The organism is Candidatus Enterovibrio escicola (genome assembly GCF_002464935.1).
Lineage (GTDB): Bacteria > Pseudomonadota > Gammaproteobacteria > Enterobacterales > Vibrionaceae > Enterovibrio > Enterovibrio escicola.
The window spans coordinates 1-22,079 of sequence record NZ_NBYY01000028.1; the positions used below are offsets into that span (position 1 = coordinate 1).

Below are 22,079 nucleotides of genomic sequence, written 5' to 3' on the forward strand. Positions count from 1 at the left end.
CCGTTACATATCCGCAAATGGTCGTGTCCTGAATGCTCTAGTGAGCTAGACCGCGACCTAAATGCGGCACTAAATATAAAAGCTGTCGGGCAGACAGTGTTAGCCTGTGGAGCGTAAGTAAGACTTTAGATCCTCTCGGATTTAAAGCTATACGCTGTGAAACAGGAATCCCCTTCCTTTAGGTGGGGGAGGATGTCAAATTCAGACTTTGACAAACATTATTAAACGCGATTTTTTATTTCGAGTAATATCAAATAAACGATGCTTTAATCAGTATTACTTGCAGGTAACTCTGTTCTCTCGTATAACTTTCTTTTCTATACGACGTCGGCGAAAAAAGGCTCTAAGCTGTTCCCCACAAGCCTCTTTCATCACACCACTCTGATAAGTAACATGGTGGTTGACGCTGTCATAACGCAACAGGTTTATAATGCTACCCTCCACTCCCCTCTTTGTATCAGACGCACCAAAAATAACTTTACTAACTCTGCTGTGTACCATAGCGTATGCGCACATTGGACATGGTTCCAATGTGACATATAACACAGTATCGTGCAGACGATAGTTCTGTAGTATTTTCCCAGCTTGACGAAGTGCAATCATTTCCGCATGTGCTGTCGCATCGTGCTGTCCAACCAAACGATTCCATCCTTCACTGATTACAACGCCATCGTGCACCACAACAGCACCAACAGGTACCTCACCTTCAGCCTCCGCATTTGCAGCGAGCTCAATGGCGCGCTGCATAAATTGATGATCAATCTCGATTTGTGTCACTTTTAACCAACTTATTTATAAGCGTCCAATTTATACTGCAGAGTATATTTCAGTGTAAAATTAGACAATGTTTAAGTGAGGAACATTATTAACATTTTAGTCTGAAGCTTAAGTTGTTGTAAATTCCCGTGTAGAAACAGTTTTTAGACCAACTTCTCCATATCTTGGTAGTTATTAAGACTTTGAACTGTATAAAAACTTCTTGTTTATGCTGATTAATTTTAATAGCCCTGAATGTAAATCTGAAGTACGATTATTTCTAATAAAGCTACTAATGTTATTTCTTCATCCGTGACTATTCTCAAGTATGTTCCTTTCTTTGCGTACTGTCTCAAAAGCCCATTTTAATTTTCTATTTGATCCTATTACAAGGAAGTGTAGGAAAAGTAAATTTCAATATCCAAAGCTTTTGCTCTATTTAGGATGTATTTCTTAGTTAACCAAAGACTGTCATTGATGATAAATCGTTTTTCAAACATAAGACGATCCAAAAGCTTCATCACCTTTGATTTTATGTTTTGCCGTGTATTCGTGATGAGACTAACCCATTTTTCGTCGAATGTTTCTTCAAAGTAGCTAGACATATACCCCTGATCTCCATAAAGTGATCCTCAGAGATTATCTGGACGTGCCATGCACTGGTTTTCTGACATCAATATTGGCTGTTGTTACCTTTACCGAAATGATACCGCCTTGCTAGTTGAGCATAAGTGAAGTTTAAAGCCATATAACCATCCTATCGTCCCTAAACCTTGTTTAGCTACCCTCTCAAATAAGCGATGCCGTGGAATACGTAAGTTATGACAGACATGTAGCTTGGTTGAACCAACTAACTCGGTGCGAGTAAGTTGGGCTTGGCGGTGAAACAGATAAGAACAAAGGGAAATCAGAGCAATTTATATCAATTTATGCATTTGCGTATAGCTGACCAAATCAGGAAATTCACCTGTTAGGTGAAGGTAGATATATTGTATGTAATACCTTTTAAAATTACAAAATCCAGATTGATGAAAAGATACAATGATCGTTATTACTTCACTGATTGAAAGGCGAGAAGATTTATCTCTTGTTTTTACACCCAGAATCTGATTTTTTTCCAAAGTAGGAAGGAAAACCTGATAGGAATTGTCGATTTCGGTGAAAAAACAGTCTAATTTATTCATGATAACGTCCTTATGCGACTGATCATTTGATTGAAACGATTAGATCGCAACTTGAGCCTTTAGTTCATTTCGTATGTGCAGCTCAGGTTAATTAACAAATAGTTTCCGACTCTCTACAATCAACGGTATTTCATCGATTGATGTTGTATCTTAATAGCGGGTAATTTTTCGCGTCAACCTTCTAGATATCGCTGATGTTTCTGCTTTAAGTGACGATAGACAGCTTGTCTCCTTACCGTTTATTGGCTGCAACAAAACAACAATCCCACTTACGGATGACGGGAATCCCTAGATTAGTTAGTCTGTGCTATATCTGTTTGGGACACCAATCGTTCTTGATCAACAGATGAATAAAATCTCTTTGGTCTGTGGTATTTTTTTGATTACGCTTATTCATCGATAGATGTTAAGCAACTTTAGGGCAATAAGCACCTCCATTACTGTACCTTTTCAGCTCTCGATAAACGGAGGAACGATGGTACTTAATTGTCTATTTCCCTCCATCATCTGAAATGCACAGATGTTATGTCTGAAGCCGCCATTAAATACTCTAAAAAAACATCGTTAGGAGAGCGATACCTAGGACTTGCTCTATCACGTGTATTTAGGATGTGTTTTATCTTGGCAAATTTCTCATTACTAACCTCGTTGACGTCAGTTCCCTTGGATAAAAATTGCCTTATCAGATTATTGATATTTTAATTTAGTCCTCGATTACTTGACCGATAAGGGTTGGAGAAATAGAAATCAGAGGTTGTAATTTCAGCAACCTATTCATGATCTTCGAACACTGTAACGTTATCTGACGTGATGGTTCTGAAGTTATGGAAGGTGGGATTCACAATATCAATAAACGTTTCCACCCCTGTATCCGTCTTCTTATTAGGTATGTTTCTAATGCAGCAGAGTTTATTGCTTTTATCCACCAAGGTAAGTAGAAAAGATTTATGACCTGTTCCGAGGACTGTGTCAATTTTAAAATAACCAAACTCGGTCTTTTCATCTGGAATATCAGACCATTTCTCAATGCCAACTAAGTTAGTTGTCTTTATTTTATCGCCACCGCTCATCTTGATCTGTCAGTTTCTTCATGATGGGGAAGATCCTTGTATAGTACCCTGACATTACCCATGTCATACGATATATATCGGTCAAGCGTGCTTTTACTGAGTATCATATCGTGCTTTATAGTCAGTTCACCACTAATCACATTTGGTGATGTATGCCTGCTGAGGCGTTCATGAATGAACGCCTTCGTACTTTCTGAAATACAGCTAAAAACCAGCCAATTCGTAGTGTTGGAACGGGTTGCTTTAGCATGTTCTGATGCAAGTCTATGCTAGTATACGCTTTGAAAACTGTCTTGGATATGGCACTTTATTTCTTGACTAATCGTGGAGTGATCACAGGCAAGTGTTCAGTCAATCTATCTAAAGGAATTACCTTTAGCCAATCGTTTCTCATATATAAAATTGGTCATTGTCATTTAACTGTTTATGAGCCATGTAGATCTCGAAGCCAAAAGAGGACGCGTAGAGTGTACTTTAATTTGGCTAACTTTCCGCTAGGTTGTGCATTTTACCTGACGGAGGGTATACTTATTCTTCACGTTTACTGGGTATAGAACTTTGGATGCAGGAAGGCTATGACCAAAGCTAATACTTCATTTTCAGCTTTCCGAAAACGAGCTGTGTTATCATGTAAAACTCATAAAAATTCGTGAATAATTAGCAAGATTTTTACACTTAGATTTGCATGATGTAATCATATCTGATAAGTGTATGGCGCATTAATACCTAATGGTATATTCAGAGCCCAGTATGCCAACAGGAACATCGTCCAGCCGATGAACATCGAAATTGAATACGGTAACATCATTGAAGCTAACGTACCGATCCCCGTACTCTTCACGTAGCGTTGACAATAAACCACCACCAGCGGAAAGAACACCATCAATGGGGAAATGATATTGGATACAGAATCACCTATGCGGTATGCCGCTTGAGACAGTTCAGGTGCAATACCCAATCCCATTAATATTGGCACTAGAATTGGACCCATCAATGCCCATTTTGCAGATGCAGAGCCAATCAGCAGGTTAACGGTCGCCGTCAGTAGGATCATACAAACGATGGTCAGTTGACTTGGCATATTTATTTCTTTTAGAAACGCCGACCCTTCTAGAGCCAAAAATGTACCAATATTAGACTGGCTGAACGCGGCTAGGAATTGCGCGCAGAAGAACGACATGACCAAGTATGGACTCATGGCGGACATGCTATGATTCATCGCTTTGATGATGTCGTTTTGATTCTTGAAGGTACCTGCCACTCGGCCATATACCACACCGGAAATCATGAACATGATAAAAATAAGCGGAACGATGGACTTCATCAGTGGTGCAGAATGGACTATCAATGAACCCGATGGGGAACGCAATGCGGAAGCTTCAGGAATAGACAAGAGAATCAACAGTAAAATACCAGCTAGCATTGAAAATGCTGCACGGTTAAATGCTTTATTTTCAAGTTCAGAGTAGCTACCCATATCTTGGTTGCTTTCAGCATTTACATCAATTGAGAGTCTTTTCAGACGTGGCTCGATTATTCTTTCAGTAACATACCAAACAATACCCACAATAATAATTGAAGATAACCCAGTAAAATAAAGGTTAGACAGTGGATTAACCAAGTATTCTTTGTCGAGTACTTGTGCCGAAGATTGAGTAAAGCCCGCTAGTAGGGGATCGACGGCAGAAGGGATGAAGTTCGCAGAGAAACCACCGGAAACACCTGCAAACGCGGCAACGATACCTGCCAACGGGTGACGTCCGGCAGCGTGAAAGAGAATGCCACCTAGTGGAATGATCAACACATATCCCGCATCAGCCGCAGTGTGAGAAATAATAGCCACTAAAACCAGTGCTGGTGTCAGCAACTTTTTAGGTGTGACATTTAGCATTTTTTTGAGGCCTGTGGTAATAAAACCAGAGGCCTCAGCTACACCGACACCCAGCATTGCCACCAACACAATACCGATTGGGGCAAAACTAGTAAACGTGGTAACCATGTTGGTAAGTGAACCTGCCAAGGCGTGACCAGTAAGCAAGTTCTTAATCTCTACGGTTGTGCCTGTTACAGGGTGTATCAAGCCAAAATTAAACTGAGAAAGGAATGCAGACAGAATCCAGATAATTAACAATCCGTAAAAAAACAATAGAGCCGGATCAGGGATTTTGTTTCCTACGCGCTCAACTGAGTTAAGAAACTTGTCCATAACACTTCTTGATGCACACAGATTATTGTTCGTAGCATGATTACTCATGTAAAGCTCCACGATTAGAGGTGTATATTTACTTCTTCAATGAAAAACCAAGGAATAGATTGAAACAACACGATTTTCAAAAAAAACAGTATTAGATACACTAGTAATCCCGATAATTCCAGTAGAAACACCATATACAGGAAAATGAATGGGGCACAATATCATGAATACACAGCAACGGGTAATTATTCAAATAGGAATTTTACGTTAGTCTAAAAGCTTTAGTATCAAATAATGTCCCATATACAAATCGGTGCGATATCGAGGAAACGAGCTAGTTCGTGTTTAGACCCTCGTTGATAAACAATAAAAAAGCACATATACCCAGATAACTTTAAAATGCTTGATTTCAGAGGTTATCAGGGCGTTTAATTCAAAGTAAATCCGCATAGGAATAATTAGTTTATTGCACATGTAGTTACCAACGACATGTGCGCGCTATATGAATCCTAGTAGGTCAAGTTTACTAAGGTCATGCCTTGTGTTATCCCTTTCTGATGGAGCTGATTACCCTTATAAAGGGATTTCTTGATTATGACATCAGGACATCTTACTGAAACCTGTATCTTCAAGTTATTTAAGCACAGGTGACGTAGACAACTTTTGTTTAATATGTTTTAACGTCACGAGGCGTTGTTGATTAAATCTGGCCTCTAATGCATTAGAGACAAGTTTTTTTACAGTCTCAATTTGTTTGCTGGCGAACGGTCATATCGAGTCTTATAACTTTGTTTATCGCTTTCACATTTACCAACGCTTCACTAACTTAAGCATTGTAATCACGAAGAGTAGGTTGAGGATTTAATAATTGTTTATAGCGAAACATTACTGTCTCTACTAATACGCATTTATTATAACCCCCGTCCTTTTTTACTCCGCCAATTTATCTTTTTCTAATACCTTTACAGCTTCATTTTTAGAATGTTATTCCTCCCAGTATCCAGTGTTGATTCGAGGTGGAATACTGGGTGTTATTCCTTTATTTTTCAGTACGTGGTGACATGCTTTTGTATCATAGGCTCCATCAGCACTGACTTGCTGTATTTTTCGTTGTCATGGGTTAATCAATGTAGGTACAACCTTATTGTCACCCACAGAAACTGTGCTAACTTCTGCAGCAATAACCTCATGATGAGACACATTAACGGTAAAATGAAGTTTGAGCCAGATAGCCGCTTTTTCTTACCGCATTTACGCGTTTTTCATTCACCTTCGCCGTATACCTTTAGGCCTGTGACATCAATAAGGACATGGGCGACAGCTCCTCGACTAGGCAAACGGTACTTAACTTTTATGCTCTTTGAATGCTTACTAATGCAAGTGTATGTAGGGGATCTCAGTGAGAGATTCATCAACGTAAAAATCGAATTGAGAAAGTCTTTTAACCCACGAAGTGGGAGCTTAGAAATACCTTTCACCATCAGTGCCGTTTCAATCGAGGATTTAAAAATATAAATTCACGGCCACGATGACCGTGATGCTTTAGACAATACTCTGCCTTAATGGCAGTGGTGTTTATCCAAAAAGGGACTGAGCTACGGTTTACTAATGCTTGATTATATTATTTCCAGTTGCTAATTTTATGCTTGGCTTTTTACATCATCACCTCCCGCTTAATTCCATGAGGATCTGATCGTAAAAATGGAGATTAGTTCAGATATTTTAGAAACAACGCCGTGTTACCTCCTTCGTTTACGAGTTCCCGCTCCAATGAACTAGAAATATAACCTTTATCTCCGTATAAATACCCCCAAAGCTCGGCAATCATTTCCGGTACAGGTTTTCTATCATCCATGTTTGACGTCATCACTTTGACTGAGATAATGCTACCTTTATCATTGATCATAAGGTATGATTTGAAGCCGTAGAATCATCCCATCATTCCTTTTCCTCGCTTCGCAGTACCTTTAAAAACCTAATTTCTGAGAATGCGTAGGTTATAACAAACCTGTAGCTTGGACGAATCAACGAAAACAATCCCCGTCGGCCTTGCCTGACGGTGAGTGAGGTAAGAGCAAAGCGAACCAGAACACCTTGCATGAGCTTGAGCATTCACGTGTAGCTAACTCATTCAGGAAATTCGTTGGTGAAGTAGAGGCAAACAAAGTGGATGTAATAGGTTTTGAAGTCTCGATACCCCGATTAATGAAAATCTATTACTATAGTCATCATTTCGCTAACGGAGAAGCGAGAAGGCTTGTTTCTTTTTTTGATACCGAAAGAAATTAGGTGTTTTCCCATGCAGGGAGGAAAGTCTAGTAGAAGTCATCAACATTGAGGAAAACAGCGTCTAAGTTATTCATGACCAAGTCTTTATGCAAGGAATAGTTTTCTTCAAACGATCAGATTGCGACTTGGGATATATTCAGCACCTACAACCGTTTATTTGGTGTAAGATAGGAAAAACCGAACACAGTTCTTTATTCATGTTGGATGAATAACTCATGACAACTCTGTTGTGCTAGGAGATTTCGCACACATCACATTAAAAGGTATTAAGAACGGTTAGACATAGCGTATTCCCGTGCTTAAATATTCCGAAGACATTGTGTGTCAACGTATAAGAAAGAGGTGTACATATGCTTTTAGAAGGGTTTTCTAGCGTAAACTTACAAGAAACTTGGATACCATGAAGAAGTCGTTAGGTGATGCAGGTAACTTCGAGTTTATACCTAACGTGATGCTCCTCACGGTTAACAATACGGGATACTCCTAGGTAAATATCCCTCTAATTTCTGAGGTTCGGTTACTCAACTCCAGTAGCCAGATTATAGCTAAACGTTAAGTATATACATATACTTGGATTTTAATTGATCAGTTAGTTGATACGGTTAGTTTACCAGAAAACTTAGTAAACAATGGGCCTAATGTTCCAGAGTTGTTAGTGTGTATTCATGTCACAATGATGTTTTACATCACAAAAGAACAAATAGGAAACTAAATGCTACAGATACTTAACCGTTGGTATAAAAGACGGTGTTTTGATCCACACGCGGTCAGTTTGGTTGCTCTGCTTGTTGTGGGTTTCATTGTCATTTACTTTTTCGGTCATCTTATAGCACCACTGTTGGTTGCAATCGTACTCGCCTATTTGCTTGAATGGCCAGTATCTAAATTGGTGTCGATCGGCATGCCACGTCTTATGTCAGTGATTATGGTATTAACATTGTTCGTTGGTTTAATGCTCATGGCTTGTTTTGGTTTAATACCGACGATTTGGACCCAGATTGTCAATTTGGTGGCGGATATGCCCACCATGTTCAGCAACTTTCAGAATTTCGTATCTCACTTGCCTGAAACACATCCAGATCTGATTCATCCCTATATGGTTAATTCATTCATCGATACTGTACAAAACCGTGTTCTAGGTTTGGGAGCAACCGCAGTAAAAGGATCTTTATCGTCATTGATTAGCCTTGCTGCCTTAGCGGTTTATCTGATTATTGTTCCATTACTGGTCTTTTTCTTGTTAAAAGATAAACAAGAAATGTTGAGAATATTTGGTGTTGTGCTGCCACGTAACCGTCGCTTGACCAATAAAGTTGCGAGCGAAATGAATCAGCAAATATCGAATTACATTCGAGGTAAAGTAACTGAAATTATCATTGTTGGTGTGACTAGCTACATTACATTTTCCTTGCTAGATTTAAGGTATACAGCGTTGCTGAGTGTCGCGACAGGATTGTCAGTACTTATCCCGTATATAGGTGCAGCAGCAGTGACCTTTCCCATATTTATGGTAGCACTTTTCCAATGGGGTATCAGCCCAGCATTGGGTTACCTCATGCTTTCTTACGGTATTATTCAAACCTTAGACGGAAATGTCCTAGTGCCAGTTCTTTTCTCTGAAGCTGTGAACCTTCATCCTGTTGCAATCATTGTTTCAGTACTAGTCTTTGGTGGTTTGTGGGGCTTCTGGGGTGTATTTTTTGCAATTCCGCTGGCAACCTTGGTTAAAGCCGTATGGAATGCGTTAACTATAAGTGATGCAGATGAAGATCCTACCGAAAAATTGTAGTAGGTTAAAAAACAACAGTTGTCCTAAACGTTAAGTTTTAAATATTGAGTTTACTAACGCATGCTAGGTGTTATCATTTTCTTATAAAACTCACTACATATTATAGATGTACGCCTTGATCATCACATCAATAAGAATTAGCTGAAACCTTTATATTGCACATAGGCCTTCTACGGTAGAGTCTTACAGATTGCTACGTGTTTTCCATTGTAAACCTTGATGCCATCCCTTTACTCGCCGTTAGTTAACTTGAGCTGCGCATAAGAAATGAACTAAATGATAAAGTCGCGATCTGATCGTTTGAAAAAACTATTGATTGCATCAGGACTTTGGCATTAATAACTTAGACGGTATTTTCGTCGGTGTTGACGACTTCTTCCAGACTTTCCACCCTGCATGGGAAAAACACCTAATTTTTCTGGTGTTAAACAAAGAAATAAACCTTACACATTTCATGATCATCGTAAAGATGGTATTGACCAAAACACGCTCAATAAATTCGTAAATGTACTTGGTTGGGAGGTATTGATGAATAAACACAGGGCAACGTTCCGCGTCTTGTCTGAAGAGCAAAAAGACAACCTTGACGAAATCAACGCTATCGTTATGATGTTGGCACATCCAACAATGATTAAACGTCCTATACTAAAACATGAAGGTGGTTATTACCTAGGATTCAACAAACTGAAATATAATACTATTTTAGACTTGTAATACAAAAAGGGAAGTTGAACACAATGATAGACAGTGCTGTATTGTCCTTAACTAAGGATCTGATTGGACGTCCTTCTATCACTCCTATAGATGAAGGGTGCCAAGAGCTAATAATTCAACATCTAGAGGCAATAGGTTTCACCATAGAACGCATGCTTTTTGAAGACACCACCAACCTATGGGCGCGTAGAGGAACAGAAGCGCCTCTATTTGCTTTCTCAGGTCATACAGATGTTGTTCCATCAGGTTCTATTGACAAATGGGACACGCCACCATTCGAACCAACTGTGATAGATGAATACCTTCATGGCCGTGGCGCTGCGGACATGAAAGGTTCTCTGGCTGCTATGGTGGTTGCTGTTGAGCGATTTATTGCTGTACACCCAAACCATAAAGGTTCACTCGCTTTTCTTATTACATCAGACGAAGAAGGCTCCTTTATCAATGGAACAACCCGTGTCGTTGACATGCTTATAGCACGCAATGAAATCATCGATATGTGTGTTGTTGGCGAACCTTCAAGTACACATACGGTGGGTGATGTGATTAAAAATGGTCGGCGTGGATCTATCACTGGTAACTTAACCGTGAATGGTATTCAGGGGCACATTGCCTATCCGCAACTGGCTTGCAACCCGATCCATCAAGCGTTACCTGCACTTGTGGAGTTAACTACTATCCAGTGGGATTTAGGTAATGAGTATTTCCCACCGACCAGCTTTCAGATTCCAAGCGTGGTATCTGGAACGGGTGTCAGCAACGTTATTCCTAGTAATTTCCAGGTTCAATTCAATCTTCGTTTCAGTACTGAGCTCACGGCTGATAGCATCAAATCACGCATTCATGAGGTGCTGGATGCACATAAACTTGAATATAAACTAACATGGATCTTTAGTGGCTCTCCCTTTTTAACCGAAACGGGTACACTAATGAAGGCCGTTGTTGAGGCCGTGGATGAAGTCAATCATCAGAAACCAAAACTTCTAACAACAGGCGGAACCTCAGATGGACGCTTTATCGCCAAAATGGGCACACAAGTGATTGAGTTAGGTCCAGTGAACGCAACTATTCATAAAGTGAATGAATGCGTGAAAATTACTGATCTCGAAAAGCTCACGGATATGTACCAGAAGGTGCTAGAAAAATTGCTGACACACTGACTTAATAAATTTTGGCATTGATTTACTAACAGGTTGAACGCGTGATAACTTAATTAAAGTGAGTGATTACTTGGTGCAAGCTAATGTGAAATAAAGCGTTATTTACCTTCTGCACGTGAAAAAGATGAAGAATCCAATCTGATTTATTGCCAGTAATTTTCATGATTTTAATCGCCATAGTCTTCTTTAAAAGAACAAGTTTTCCGATCTTCGATCTCCCCTTTGAGGGTACCGGCGTTATTTTCTAAATATCTAAACTAATGGAAATTCCTACGATCAGATCATCATGGAATTAAGCGGGAGGGGAGGATGGGAAAAGTCAAGCACAAGATCAGAAACTGGAAATAATATAATCAAACATTAATAAACCGTGGCTCAGTGCATTATAAGTCTGATTTAATCAACAACGCTGATGGTATCGACAATGTCCTTGACCCTAACTTAACCTGAGTTGCGCATAAGCAATGAACCAAATGTCCGAGGCGCGATCTGATCGTTTGAAAAAAACTATTGATTGCATAAGGACTTGGGCATTAATAATTTAGATGGTATTTTCGTCGGTGTTGACGACTTCTTCCAGACTTTCCACCCTGCATGGTAAAAACACCTCATTTCTTCCGGTGTCAAAAAAGAAAAAAGTCTTTTCGCCTCTTAGTTAGCGAAGTGATAATTTTCCATTCATCGGGGTATCGATACTTTAAAACCTATTACATCTACTTTGTTTGCCGCTACCTCACCAATGAATATCGAGCCATGGTCAAATCTGGTGTACAGCTTCCAGAGAAGTATCCTGATAATTGACGTTTGTTTCACGAATACTATCTCTAAATTTCATACCTTTGATGATATCCGTGAGTAATTTAAAGCCACGCAGCCTACGCCAGTTAACCTTAGCGGTTCGCATTAATTTGCTGGACATTGCCTGCCAGTGTCGTTTTTCGGCTCCCACAATTCTTGGTTTTGTTCGTTCTTAGCTTCACCGTTGCAAACATTGATTCAATTGGGTTTATCGTTCGAATATGTATCTAGTGCTCGGCGGGGAAATCGTAAAATTTCAGCATTTTTACTTTATCTTTGGTCAGACACTCTGCTGCTTTGTGATATCGAGTATCATATCGTATTTTGAACTGTCCGAGGGCTTTATGTGCCTTTTGTTGTGTCTCTGCCATCCAGATATCGTGAGGTGTTTTTTTGATTCTTGGTTGAACAAATGTTGGGAGTTTGTTTAATACATTAGCCGTTTTATGTATCCAGCAGCGCTGATGACGCGTCATTAGCCAATTCTTTGTCACTGCAGTCCAAAAACAGAAAGCACCATCACCAATGGCGAGTTCAGTCGCGATATTGATACCTTTGGATGTTAGCTGTGACAGAACTTCAAGCCAACTTACTTCTGACTCCCTGTACCCCTCGATAACGGTTGGCACTTCCTTGCGGCTGAAGTCATCGAGGCCGATGACAACAAGTAGGTAAAGCTTGTCATCCATCTAAACTTTGCAGTAAAGATCAGCGACCAAAATGTAGATATAGCTCCGTTTATTTAGGTCGCATTTACGCCCTTAGTCATATTCTGATTCCCACTGCTTCTTGAGTCGAAAAATACTGTTTGTTGACAACCCCTTGGCTTGCTTACCTAAGAGCGATTCTAGAGTGGATTGCATATCGCCCGTAGAAATTTCCCGTAAATAGAGCCAAAGGATAAGTTCTTTTATGTTTTTAGTTCGCTTGCGATAGAGCGGAACCTGTGTGATATTGAACTTGATCCCACTCCCTGTTCTATCTCAAACTATTAGGACTTTGATGATAATGTCGCCGAACCAAGTTTGTAGGTGACGCTCAGAAAAATGGGCATTGCGAACCACTCCCTGCTTTCCGTTAGCTTGGAGTGATGTAATATTATCAAGCAAGGATTAAACCTCGGCTTCTATAGCTTGCGTCAACAACTGCTGTGCGCCTTGTTTCAGCAGTTCATTAAGCGGGTTTTCTAGTTTATGAAGCTCGGTAACGTTATGATTATTGTCCATGCGGTGTATTCCTTGTTGGTTGTTGATCTGGCGAGATTAATCAACAGGTTACATCGCATTATTTCCTACTCATACACCAGAAATTACTATAGCTCACGAATGTCCTGAATTAGTCAGCTACAGGTTTATTACAACCTACTTATTCCCAGATATCAGGTTTTTAAAGGTACCGCGAAGCGAGAAAAAGGAACGATGGGGTGGTTCTACAGCTTCAACTTACATCTCATTGTCAATGATAAAAGTGGCATTATCTTAGTTAAAGTGACGACGGCTAACGTGGATGATAGAAAGCCTGTGTCGGAAATGGCTGACGAGATTTGGGGTGTTTATACGAAGACAAAGGTTATATCTCTAGTCCATTGGAGTGGAAACTTGCAGACAAGGGAGTGATACTGATAACGGGTATGAAAAAGAATATGAAATCTAAGGTGATGAAATTTTGGGACCGCCTGATACTCCGGAAACGCTTTATTATTGAAACCGTTTTTAACCAACCAAAAAACATATCCAAAATCGAGCATTCTCGGCACCGTAGTTATATCAACTTTATAGTCAACTTGCTGAAGGGGTTCATCGCGTATTCATTTCAACTAAATAAGCTGAGTATCAAGATGACTTGGCTTGATAAGCAAGCACTTATGCAGATCTGAGGTTACTTAATTTTTACGGTCTTTGAACGCATTACTAATGCAGGTGTATGTAGGGGATTTCAGTGGGACATTCATCAACGTAAAAACCGAATGGAGAAAGCCTTCTAATCCACGAAGTGGGAGCTTAAACAGAGCTTTCACCATCAGTATCGTTTCAAGTGAGGTATTCAAAAATATAAACCAACGACCACGAAGACATGGCTGATTTAGACAATTTCATGCCTTAATAGCAGCGACGTCTATATAAAAAGTCACTGAGCTAAGGTTTACTAATGCTTGATTATATTGTTTCCAGTTTCTGATCTTGTGCTTGGCATTTCTCTTTCCCATTATAACCTCCTGCTTAATTCCATGATGATCTGATCTTAGGAATTGCCCTTAGTTCAGATATTCTGGAAACAACGGTTATAAAACCTGTGCATTTCACGGAGATATAACATCGAGATTGGCGTGCTGACGTCCTCCTGTAGGGAGAATTTGTTAATGCCATGCTTGGGATTATTCCTTTTTGATAGCTCTCACTACACTTACAAATTAGTGTCATGATCATGATATCAGTAAAGCTTGCTGAAACCTGCATCTTCAAGTTGATGGGATTATAGGCGCTCTGTCGGTGCTTGTTTTTGCTTGGCACGAAACGTACCATGGTATAAAACACACTTTTGGAGAAAAGAATGTTTTCAGGAAGTATCGTAGCATTAGTCACCCCGATGGATAACTATGGTGAAATTGACTATACTAGTTTAAGGAATCTTGTTAATTTCCATGTAGATGCCGGTACAAATGCAATCGTATCTGTAGGTACAACAGGCGAGTCTGCAACGGTTACCGTAGAAGAGCATATTAAAATTGTCCTGAAAACATTAGAGTTCGCTGATGGGAGAATCCAAATTATTGCGGGAACGGGTGGTAATGCGACCCATGAAGCCATCACCTTCAGCAAAATGTTTGCTGGTTCCGGTATTGCGGGATGCCTGAGTGTTGTTCCTTACTATAACAAGCCTTCCCAAGAAGGCCTCTATCAGCACTTTAAAGCTATCTCAGAATCTTCTGAACTACCACAGATCTTGTATAACGTACCAAGCCGTACTGTAACTGATATGTCTCCAGAAACCGTTGCGCTTTTGTCTGAATTTAAGAATATAGTCGGTATTAAAGATGCGACAGGCGATTTAGAACGAGTTCGAATCCATCGTGAATTCTGTGGCGAAGATTTTATTCTACTTAGTGGTGATGATTTGACTGGTATTGAATTCATTGCTAGAGGTGGAGATGGTATTATCTCGGTGAGTAATAACATCGCGGCTGTGCAAATGGCAAAAATGGTTAAGCTGGCCATGTCTGGTGAATTGGATGAAGCCCGTTCAATTAATGAAAAGCTGGTTCCGTTACACAAAGATCTGTTTGTGGAGGCAAATCCAATTCCTGTTAAATGGGCACTACATGAGATGGGTCTTATTGTAAATGGTACATTGCGACTACCATTGACTACGTTGAACATAGCGTTGCAACCAACGGTTAGACAGGCTTTGCTTGATGCGGGTATACTGTAGGAGACCTCATATTAATGAAGGATGTTTTTAAGCTAGTTCCCTATGTAATTATAGTAGTGTTTTTGGAAGCGTGTACAAACGGAAACTATCACCGTCAACCCTCAAACGGTTTTTCCTATTTGGATTCAACACAACTTTATCAATGGAAAACACTGGTTGATCAGAAGCTTGAATTTTCAAGTGCATATCATATACCTTCTGGCGATGTATCTGGCTCAATAGGACGTAGTGTAGATATTCGGCCACCCCAGCAAATCTTGGAATTTATTCAGGGAGCACACTATGAACATAATAGTGATGGTCTCACCGTTTTGATACCCTGCGAAGAAAAATCAGAATGTTTGTGGCAAACAATTAAATCAATGGTGACTGATAACCGAATCCCAATTCGCACTTTGTCTATTGATGGCATTGAAACCGATTGGTTGTCGTGGATCAGTGAGGATGACGATGAAGTAATTGAAAGCCGTTACTCCATTGTTCCTGTGGTTGACCGTGGTCGTGCAGGATTTCTCATTGATATGGTGGAATGGAAGAGTAATGGGCAAACTAGGGACATCAATGGTAATACACGTGATCGCTATACTACGAAAATGACCAATATGATCACTGAGCGTTATGATAGTAATTTACGTAAAAAAGTGCGTATGCTTGCTCAGCAACTGGTGAGTGATATTCCTATTGATTTTGGTAAAGATTATAGTGGATTTCCCGTTATCCTTGCTCTTTCTCCTTATCATGTATTCTGGGAAAAATTCCCCTCTATCTTAGCTCATCTTGGCTTTATAGTAAAAGATCGTAATCAATCACAAGGTACATTAGACGTGAAATATGAGGTTACAGATTATGTAGCAGAGCGAGGAATTGGTGGTAAACCTCTGCAGCTCTACCGCAAAAATTACAAATTCATATTAGGTGATTTGGGGAATCGTACATCGATCAACCTCATTGATAGTACAGGTAAACCAGTTAATGAAGAAATACTCTTGAACTTAAGTCAGGTGCTGGCTGCCGTGGTTGATAATATGAAGGATAACTAGAATTAGACATTAAGCAACCTGAGCTGCGCATACGAAATGAACTAAATGCCAAAGTCGCGATCTGATCGTTTAAAAAAACTATTAACAGCATAAGGACTTTAGTATGAATAACTCAGACGATGTTTTCGTCGATATCGACGACTTCTGCCAGACTTTCCTCCATAGCATGGGGAAAAACACCTAATTTCTTCCGGTATCAAACAAAAAACAAACATTCTCTCCTCTCAGTTAGAGAAGTGATAACTATCCATCAATCGGGGTATCGAGACTTTAAAACCTATTATATCTACTTTGTTTGCTGTTAGCTCACCAACGAATATCCTGTAGTTAGCTACATGCGAATGCTCAAGCTCATGTAAGGTGTTCTTATTCCGCTTTGCTCTTACCTCACTCACCGTCAGGCAAGGCCGACAGGAATTTCCTTCGTTGATTAGTTCAAGCTATAGGTTTATCACAACTTACGAATTCTAAGATATCAAGTTTTTAAAGGTACCGCGAAGTGAGGAAAAGGAAGGATGGGGGTGGTTATACGGTTTCAAATTACACCTTATTATTAACGACCAAGGTGCCTTATCTCAGTTATAGTGATGATGATTAACGTGGATGATAGGAGCCTGTTACGAGAATGGCTAACGAGCTTTGGGAGTGTTTATACGGAGATAAAGGTTAGATCAATGGTTCATTGTAGCGGGAACTTGCAGACTAAGGGAGTGACACTGATAACGGGTGTGAAAAAGAATATGAAACCCAAAGTGATGAAATTTTAGAACCGCTTGATGCTCCGGAAATGATTTATTATTGAAACCGTCTTTGACCAACTAAAAAACCTATCCCAAATCGAGTGTTTTCGGCACCGTAGTTGTATCAACTTTATGGTTACCTTGCAGGTGGTGATCATCGCGTATTCATTTTAACTAAAGAAGCCAAGTATCAAGATGACTCGGCTTGATAAGCAAGCGCTTATGCAGATCTAAGGTTAATTACAATGCTCAAGTTGGTGAATCGCTGGCAAATATAAAATAGGTCAGGATCATTTAACTATTTATGAACCATGCATATCTCCGAGCCAAAATAAGGGTGTGGAGAGTGTACTTTAGTTTTACTAACTCTCTGCTAGGTTGTACATTTCACCTGACGAATGGAGTTATCCATCAATTAGATCGTACTTATCTCTCAGAGTTGTAATGATTTCTTGCCTAGGATTATTGCTTAGGTGAATGGTATGTCCGATGATCCTCTCGGCGATATTAATGTAGGTCTTAGATATAGCCATGAGAACCTCAACCGGTAATTCGTTTTCTTGTGCTAATATTTCACGTTCAGGCATGCGTTCTTTATTGAGCAGGATATCTGGATCAAGAAAATAATTGAGCAGGAACTGACGGAAGTCTTCCTTCGAATTTTCGATGATCTCACCTGCTTGATATTTTGCTGTATCCCAAATGCGTGATGAATCAGGTGTACCTACTTCATCCATGTAGATCAGTTTCTCTTGACCTACTATATCGGTTACATAACCAAACTCAAACTTGGTATCGACCAATATTTGTCCGATGTCTGCTAGTGCATTGCTGATTACGTTAAAACCTTTTCTTAGGTAGTTTTCATACAACATAATGTCGTTTGTAGAAGAGAAGTTAAATGCCAAGAAGTTATCTTCTATATTTTTACGAGTGATATTTATGTCATTTATTTCCGGTATATCCGGTATGTCATTCAAGATGCCTTTAGTTGAAGGTGTGATGAGTAAGTTTGGCAGTAGCTTGTTTTGCATTAATCCTTCAGGCAGGGTAATACCACAAAATTCGCGTTTGCCTTGTGCGTATGTTCGCCACAGTGAACCCGTAATGTACTGGCGACAAACGGCTTCAATTTTTACTGGTTTGGTTTTTTGTACGATCCAAATGAACGGATGTGGGACGTCGAGAACATGGCTATCAGCAAGGCCTTTTTTTCTAAATAACTTAAACCAGTGATTAGAAATAGTGTTGAGTACTACTCCTTTTCCTAAAACGCCTTTCAGGCCGCATTCACCTTTCCAGATACAGTCGAAGGCCGAGATACGATCACTAATGATCATTATAGCCAGTGGTGCATCTGCTGCGGTATTATACCTTTTTTCTTTGATCAATCGCTGACTATCTTCTTCAGTTAGATAGTAAACGGCGCGAACTTTTCCGCTATGCACAGCTTGGTGAGTACGAATTGGAAGATCGTCGTTAACGGCAAGAACTTGATCCGAGAAGTTCATTGATACATTCCTATTTGTTGGGAACGTGGACTCATTTAGCCACTTCTTTACTTCAATTTTTTACCAAGAGACAATCATCCTTAATCATTATTATTGGTATATTGCTTGGTATTGTCTTGAATTGATTGTCGCTTTTATTTTTGAATCTTTGGATGTGATCCTTCACTTCATATCAAATTTTGTTCGTTTGGGGTATTTTAGTGTCATGATATTGCTGATAATTACGGCTATTACGATGAAAACAATCACATAAGAATCATTAATCAAGTCAGTGATCTGGATTCACACCTGTTAGATACAGACCGATAATATATCCAATTGAGCATTGTAAGAATAGTATAGTGCCCTTTAATCATTAGATAATCAGATGATATCAAAAATCTTTCCATCGTTAACCTATCAAATAGACCTATTATTAAAAATGCGAACGCGATATCTATTTTATCTCCTATTTCTTAAATGATGGGGAATAGAAGTTATTCGTGTTAAGATTCGTTTCTTACCCTGTAAGGAGTCAAATTAGGTGTTTTGATAAACATTCCTAAGATTCCAATTTCAGAGTTGATTTCTTCGTAATAGGTTAAGAGTATCGACATGGATATCCGTTCCCCAGTGGTAACAGTGAGTACCGAGTAAACCTCAGATCTGCATAAGAGCTTGCTTATCAAATCGAATCGATCGGCTTTTTTAGTTGAAATGAATACGCGATGAGCTCCACCAGAAAATTGACCATAAAGCTGATACAACTACGGTGCCAAGAATACTTGATTTGGGATAGATTTTTTAGTTGGTCAAAAACGGTTTCAATATTAAATCATTTCCGGAGTATCAGGCGGTTTCACAGTTTCATCACTTTTGGTTTCATATTTTTTTTCATACCCGTTATCAGTGTCACTTCCTTAGTCTGCAAGTTCCCGCTCCAATGGACCATTGATCTAACCTTTATCTCTATATAAACACTCCCAAAGTTCGTTAGCCATTCCCGTAACAGGCTCCTATCATCCACGTTAATCATCATCACTATAACTGAGATAAGGCACCTTGGTCGTTGATAATAAGGCGTAATTTGAAACCGTATAACCACCCCCATCCTTCCTTTTCCTCACTTCGCGGTACCTTTAAAAACTTGATATCTTAGAATTCGTAAGTTGTGATAAACCTATAGCTTGAACTAATCAACGAAGGAAATTCCTGTCGGCCTTGCCTGACGGTGAGTGAGGTAAGAGCAAAGCGGAATAAGAACACCTTACATGAGCTTGAGCATTCGCGTGTAGCTAACTACAGGATGTTCGTTGGTGAGCTAACAGCAAACAAAGTAGATATAATAGGTTTTAAAGTCTCGATACCCCGATTGATGGATAGTTATCACTTCTCTAACTGAGAGGAGAGAATGTTTGTTTTTTGTTTGATACCGGAAGAAATTAGGTGTTTTTCCCCATGCTATGGAGGAAAGTCTGGCAGAAGTCGTCGATATCGACGAAAACATCGTCTGAGTTATTCATACTAAAGTCCTTATGCTGTTAGTGGTTTTTTTAAACGATAAGATCGCGACTTTGGCATTTAGTTCATTTCGTATGCGCAGCTCAGGTTATTTGATATAGGACCCTATCTTTTATCACTGTCTTTATTTAAAACTATGCTGTATCAGCAATAGTGTATTATTCATCGGATATTGTTTTTATAGAGATTGTGTGAGCCGTAGTAACAGCTCCTTCTGTTTCAGGGATGATCCCTTTTAGGTCATTTACACTGTTCGCCTCAACGCCTTGTATTACTAGTGCTCGCCTTTGCTCATGGCCAATAATACTCTGGTAGTAACGGCGAATATTTTCTACGTAACTTTTCGCTTCATCACCGCGGGCATACCCATATCTGGTTTGCTTGTAGTATTGAGGCTGCGTTAGAAGTGGCAACCGTTGTTTGACGTCAGTCCATGAGTCAGGGTTAGCCTTTTGCGATTTAGTTAGTCGACGGACATCCATTATGTGGCTAAAACCCATATTGTAAGAGGCAAGAGCAAACCAAATACGTTCTTGTTCACTCACACTTATAGGCACACGATTTAACATTTTTCGAAGATAATCCGCACCACCACGAATACTTTGTTCAGGGTCAAGTCGATTTTGTACACCGACGGACTTTGCGGTTGGTAGTGTCAACATCATCATACCACGAACACCCGTCGGTGAAACGGCACGTGGATTCCAGTGTGATTCCTGATAGGCAATCGCGGCGAGTAACTGCCAGTCAAATTCGGCAGAATATTTCTGGAATAGGGGTTGCCATTTTGGCAATTTTCTGTCGATAGCCCGCAAAAACGCGCGAGTATCGACAAAGTCGAAACTGTTGACGTGCCCAAAGTACTTTTCTAACATCATAGCTAATTCACCGTCTTGGTCTTTCTGATCAAAAAACTCGAGCATCATCATGTATACACTGTCATCTTGTTTTTTTTTCATAAACCAAGCAACAGGTTCATCTTCGGTGAGTTCGAGAGCTACCGTGATTTCAGGGTGAGTTCGTTGGATTAGTGCAATATTAACAGAATCTGCGATTGTAAAATCTAGTTGTCCATCAGCTACTTGTTTTAGAAGCTCATTATTATCGGTACCTTTTACACTATCCCAGACAAGACTTGGATATTTGCGTTGAATAGATTGAAGTATGATAGCGTGGCTCGAGTTCTCCACCACGGCAATGCGTGCACCGTCTTTGTTTAGTTCTGTTAGGTTACGTGGACGCCAGTGACCCTTTTTGTACACCAATTGTTGGTTTACAAAGTAGTATTCAGGTCCAGAGCGAAAATGCTCCACTCGGCCTTCGGTGAGGGTTAATCCTGAGGCAATGATGTCGATATCACCATGCATTAGCGCGGAAAAAATACCGGAAATGGTATAGAATGACTGCATCTCAAGCTTAACGCCAAGGCTATTTGCGAACTGTAATGCCAATTCATAGTCAAGTCCAGTTGGACCATTCGGTCCAATGTAATAGGATAATTGATTGTTGAGTGTACCAACACGGAGGACATCACGCGCGAGGATTTTTTCAATCTCGGTTCTATAGTCGGGGGGCTGCTTGTAATAGGAAAGGGCTAACATAGTTATGGATAATATAGCCATGAAACTAGATAGAAGTTGATACATTCGTTTTGTAGAGTTGGGACTCAAAAAATATGCTCACTTTTTATTAAGTGGGGGATAGTTATATCAAAGCTGGCATGCTGCGAAAAGCAATGACTCATTCTTGGTGGTTTAATATTTCAGCAGGAAGACAATAAAAAGCTGTCAAGCAAAGTTAAGAAAATAATTGCCAAAGTGTTACGTCATTCATATTTCTCCTTTATAATACTTACACGAAGACCCTATTGCAGGATAAACATGGGTATTAATATGGTTTATCCAT

At 39.7% G+C, this 22,079-nt stretch carries 18 protein-coding genes and 7 pseudogenes; 12 read left to right on the forward strand and 13 right to left on the reverse strand.

All coding sequences use genetic code 11. The annotated features are described in order from the left end of the window. Positions 1-9 precede the first annotated feature (9 nt). A complete protein-coding gene (locus BTN49_RS08830; RefSeq protein WP_223823911.1) occupies positions 10-117 on the forward strand; it encodes a zinc ribbon domain-containing protein in 108 nt (35 codons plus the stop codon). 159 nt (positions 118-276) lie between these two features. Here BTN49_RS08830 and tadA read toward each other — a convergent pair whose 3' ends face one another. The 7 genes and pseudogenes from tadA to BTN49_RS22450 form a co-directional block, all read right to left on the reverse strand. Beyond that, positions 277-777: a tRNA adenosine(34) deaminase TadA gene (gene tadA, locus BTN49_RS08835; protein WP_097356884.1), complete on the reverse strand. Its 501-nt coding sequence runs from the start codon at positions 775-777 to the stop codon at positions 277-279. 365 nt (positions 778-1,142) lie between these two features. After that, positions 1,143-1,673, reverse strand: a pseudogene (locus tag BTN49_RS18145) (transposase). Then, positions 1,674-1,940 carry a hypothetical protein gene (locus tag BTN49_RS08850; RefSeq protein WP_097356886.1) on the reverse strand — a complete coding sequence of 89 codons (267 nt, stop codon included), beginning with the start codon at positions 1,938-1,940 and terminating at the stop codon, positions 1,674-1,676. 770 nt (positions 1,941-2,710) lie between these two features. Beyond that, positions 2,711-3,010, reverse strand: coding sequence for a hypothetical protein (locus BTN49_RS16025; protein ID WP_199399513.1), 300 nt, complete (start codon positions 3,008-3,010; stop codon positions 2,711-2,713). A gap of 694 nt (positions 3,011-3,704) precedes the next feature. Further along, positions 3,705-5,264, reverse strand: coding sequence for an AbgT family transporter (locus tag BTN49_RS08860; protein ID WP_097356887.1), 1,560 nt, complete (start codon positions 5,262-5,264; stop codon positions 3,705-3,707). 685 nt (positions 5,265-5,949) lie between these two features. After that, positions 5,950-6,843 (reverse strand): annotated as a pseudogene (locus tag BTN49_RS08865) (IS5 family transposase). Between the two features lie 105 nt (positions 6,844-6,948). Continuing rightward, positions 6,949-7,567: pseudogene (locus tag BTN49_RS22450) on the reverse strand (IS982 family transposase); the annotation flags it as partial. Positions 7,568-8,205: 638 nt separating this feature from the next. Between BTN49_RS22450 and BTN49_RS08875 the strand changes: the two are divergent. The 4 genes from BTN49_RS08875 (at position 8,206) to BTN49_RS13255 (ending at position 11,957) form a co-directional block, all read left to right on the forward strand. Then, positions 8,206-9,282, forward strand: a complete 1,077-nt coding sequence (locus tag BTN49_RS08875) for an AI-2E family transporter (protein WP_097356889.1) — start codon at positions 8,206-8,208, stop codon at positions 9,280-9,282. A 396-nt stretch (positions 9,283-9,678) separates the two neighbouring features. Continuing rightward, positions 9,679-9,996 carry an ArsC/Spx/MgsR family protein gene (locus BTN49_RS08880; RefSeq protein ID WP_097356890.1) on the forward strand — a complete coding sequence of 106 codons (318 nt, stop codon included), beginning with the start codon at positions 9,679-9,681 and terminating at the stop codon, positions 9,994-9,996. Positions 9,997-10,019: 23 nt separating this feature from the next. Continuing rightward, on the forward strand, positions 10,020-11,156 hold the full coding sequence (gene dapE / locus BTN49_RS08885; RefSeq protein ID WP_097356891.1) for a succinyl-diaminopimelate desuccinylase: 1,137 nt from the start codon (positions 10,020-10,022) through the stop codon (positions 11,154-11,156). Between the two features lie 594 nt (positions 11,157-11,750). Continuing rightward, positions 11,751-11,957 (forward strand): hypothetical protein, encoded by a 207-nt coding sequence (locus BTN49_RS13255; RefSeq protein WP_146679322.1) that lies wholly within the window; start codon positions 11,751-11,753, stop codon positions 11,955-11,957. Here BTN49_RS13255 and BTN49_RS08890 read toward each other — a convergent pair. Further along, positions 11,914-13,180 (reverse strand): annotated as a pseudogene (locus tag BTN49_RS08890) (IS256 family transposase). The gene BTN49_RS13255 and the pseudogene BTN49_RS08890 overlap by 44 nt on opposite strands. A gap of 111 nt (positions 13,181-13,291) precedes the next feature. Between BTN49_RS08890 and BTN49_RS08900 the strand changes: the two are divergent. Further along, positions 13,292-13,830: pseudogene (locus BTN49_RS08900) on the forward strand (IS982 family transposase); the annotation flags it as partial. A gap of 6 nt (positions 13,831-13,836) precedes the next feature. Here BTN49_RS08900 and BTN49_RS08905 read toward each other — a convergent pair. Beyond that, positions 13,837-14,010, reverse strand: a pseudogene (locus BTN49_RS08905) (transposase); the annotation flags it as partial. 494 nt (positions 14,011-14,504) lie between these two features. On the opposite strand from BTN49_RS08905, the gene dapA reads away from it, so the two are divergent. From dapA to BTN49_RS21045, 6 genes are all read left to right on the forward strand, one after another. Further along, on the forward strand, positions 14,505-15,383 hold the full coding sequence (dapA, locus tag BTN49_RS08910) for a 4-hydroxy-tetrahydrodipicolinate synthase (RefSeq protein WP_097356895.1): 879 nt from the start codon (positions 14,505-14,507) through the stop codon (positions 15,381-15,383). 14 nt (positions 15,384-15,397) lie between these two features. Next, positions 15,398-16,423 (forward strand): outer membrane protein assembly factor BamC, encoded by a 1,026-nt coding sequence (gene bamC, locus BTN49_RS08915; protein ID WP_097356896.1) that lies wholly within the window; start codon positions 15,398-15,400, stop codon positions 16,421-16,423. Between the two features lie 119 nt (positions 16,424-16,542). Continuing rightward, positions 16,543-16,728 (forward strand): hypothetical protein, encoded by a 186-nt coding sequence (locus tag BTN49_RS16030; protein ID WP_150143238.1) that lies wholly within the window; start codon positions 16,543-16,545, stop codon positions 16,726-16,728. A gap of 169 nt (positions 16,729-16,897) precedes the next feature. Continuing rightward, positions 16,898-17,008 carry a transposase gene (locus BTN49_RS21040; RefSeq protein ID WP_150142891.1) on the forward strand — a complete coding sequence of 37 codons (111 nt, stop codon included), beginning with the start codon at positions 16,898-16,900 and terminating at the stop codon, positions 17,006-17,008. Further along, a complete protein-coding gene (locus BTN49_RS16040) occupies positions 17,008-17,190 on the forward strand; it encodes a hypothetical protein (protein ID WP_150142889.1) in 183 nt (60 codons plus the stop codon). The genes BTN49_RS21040 and BTN49_RS16040 overlap by 1 nt, the downstream gene beginning before the upstream one ends. Before the next feature lie 30 nt (positions 17,191-17,220). After that, positions 17,221-17,337 carry a hypothetical protein gene (locus tag BTN49_RS21045; RefSeq protein WP_394336669.1) on the forward strand — a complete coding sequence of 39 codons (117 nt, stop codon included), beginning with the start codon at positions 17,221-17,223 and terminating at the stop codon, positions 17,335-17,337. Positions 17,338-17,567: 230 nt separating this feature from the next. Here the strand turns inward: BTN49_RS21045 and BTN49_RS08925 are convergent, their stop codons facing one another. The 4 genes and pseudogenes from BTN49_RS08925 to mltF all read right to left on the reverse strand — a co-directional run bounded on the left by BTN49_RS08925 (position 17,568) and on the right by mltF (position 21,796). Beyond that, positions 17,568-18,674: a phosphoribosylaminoimidazolesuccinocarboxamide synthase gene (locus BTN49_RS08925; protein WP_097356897.1), complete on the reverse strand. Its 1,107-nt coding sequence runs from the start codon at positions 18,672-18,674 to the stop codon at positions 17,568-17,570. Between the two features lie 162 nt (positions 18,675-18,836). Beyond that, positions 18,837-18,923 (reverse strand): DUF2897 family protein, encoded by an 87-nt coding sequence (locus BTN49_RS21050; RefSeq protein WP_223823917.1) that lies wholly within the window; start codon positions 18,921-18,923, stop codon positions 18,837-18,839. Between the two features lie 390 nt (positions 18,924-19,313). Beyond that, a pseudogene (locus tag BTN49_RS22455) lies at positions 19,314-20,176 on the reverse strand (IS982 family transposase). A gap of 156 nt (positions 20,177-20,332) precedes the next feature. Continuing rightward, positions 20,333-21,796, reverse strand: coding sequence for a membrane-bound lytic murein transglycosylase MltF (mltF, locus tag BTN49_RS08935; RefSeq protein ID WP_241896493.1), 1,464 nt, complete (start codon positions 21,794-21,796; stop codon positions 20,333-20,335). Positions 21,797-22,079: the final 283 nt, after the last annotated feature.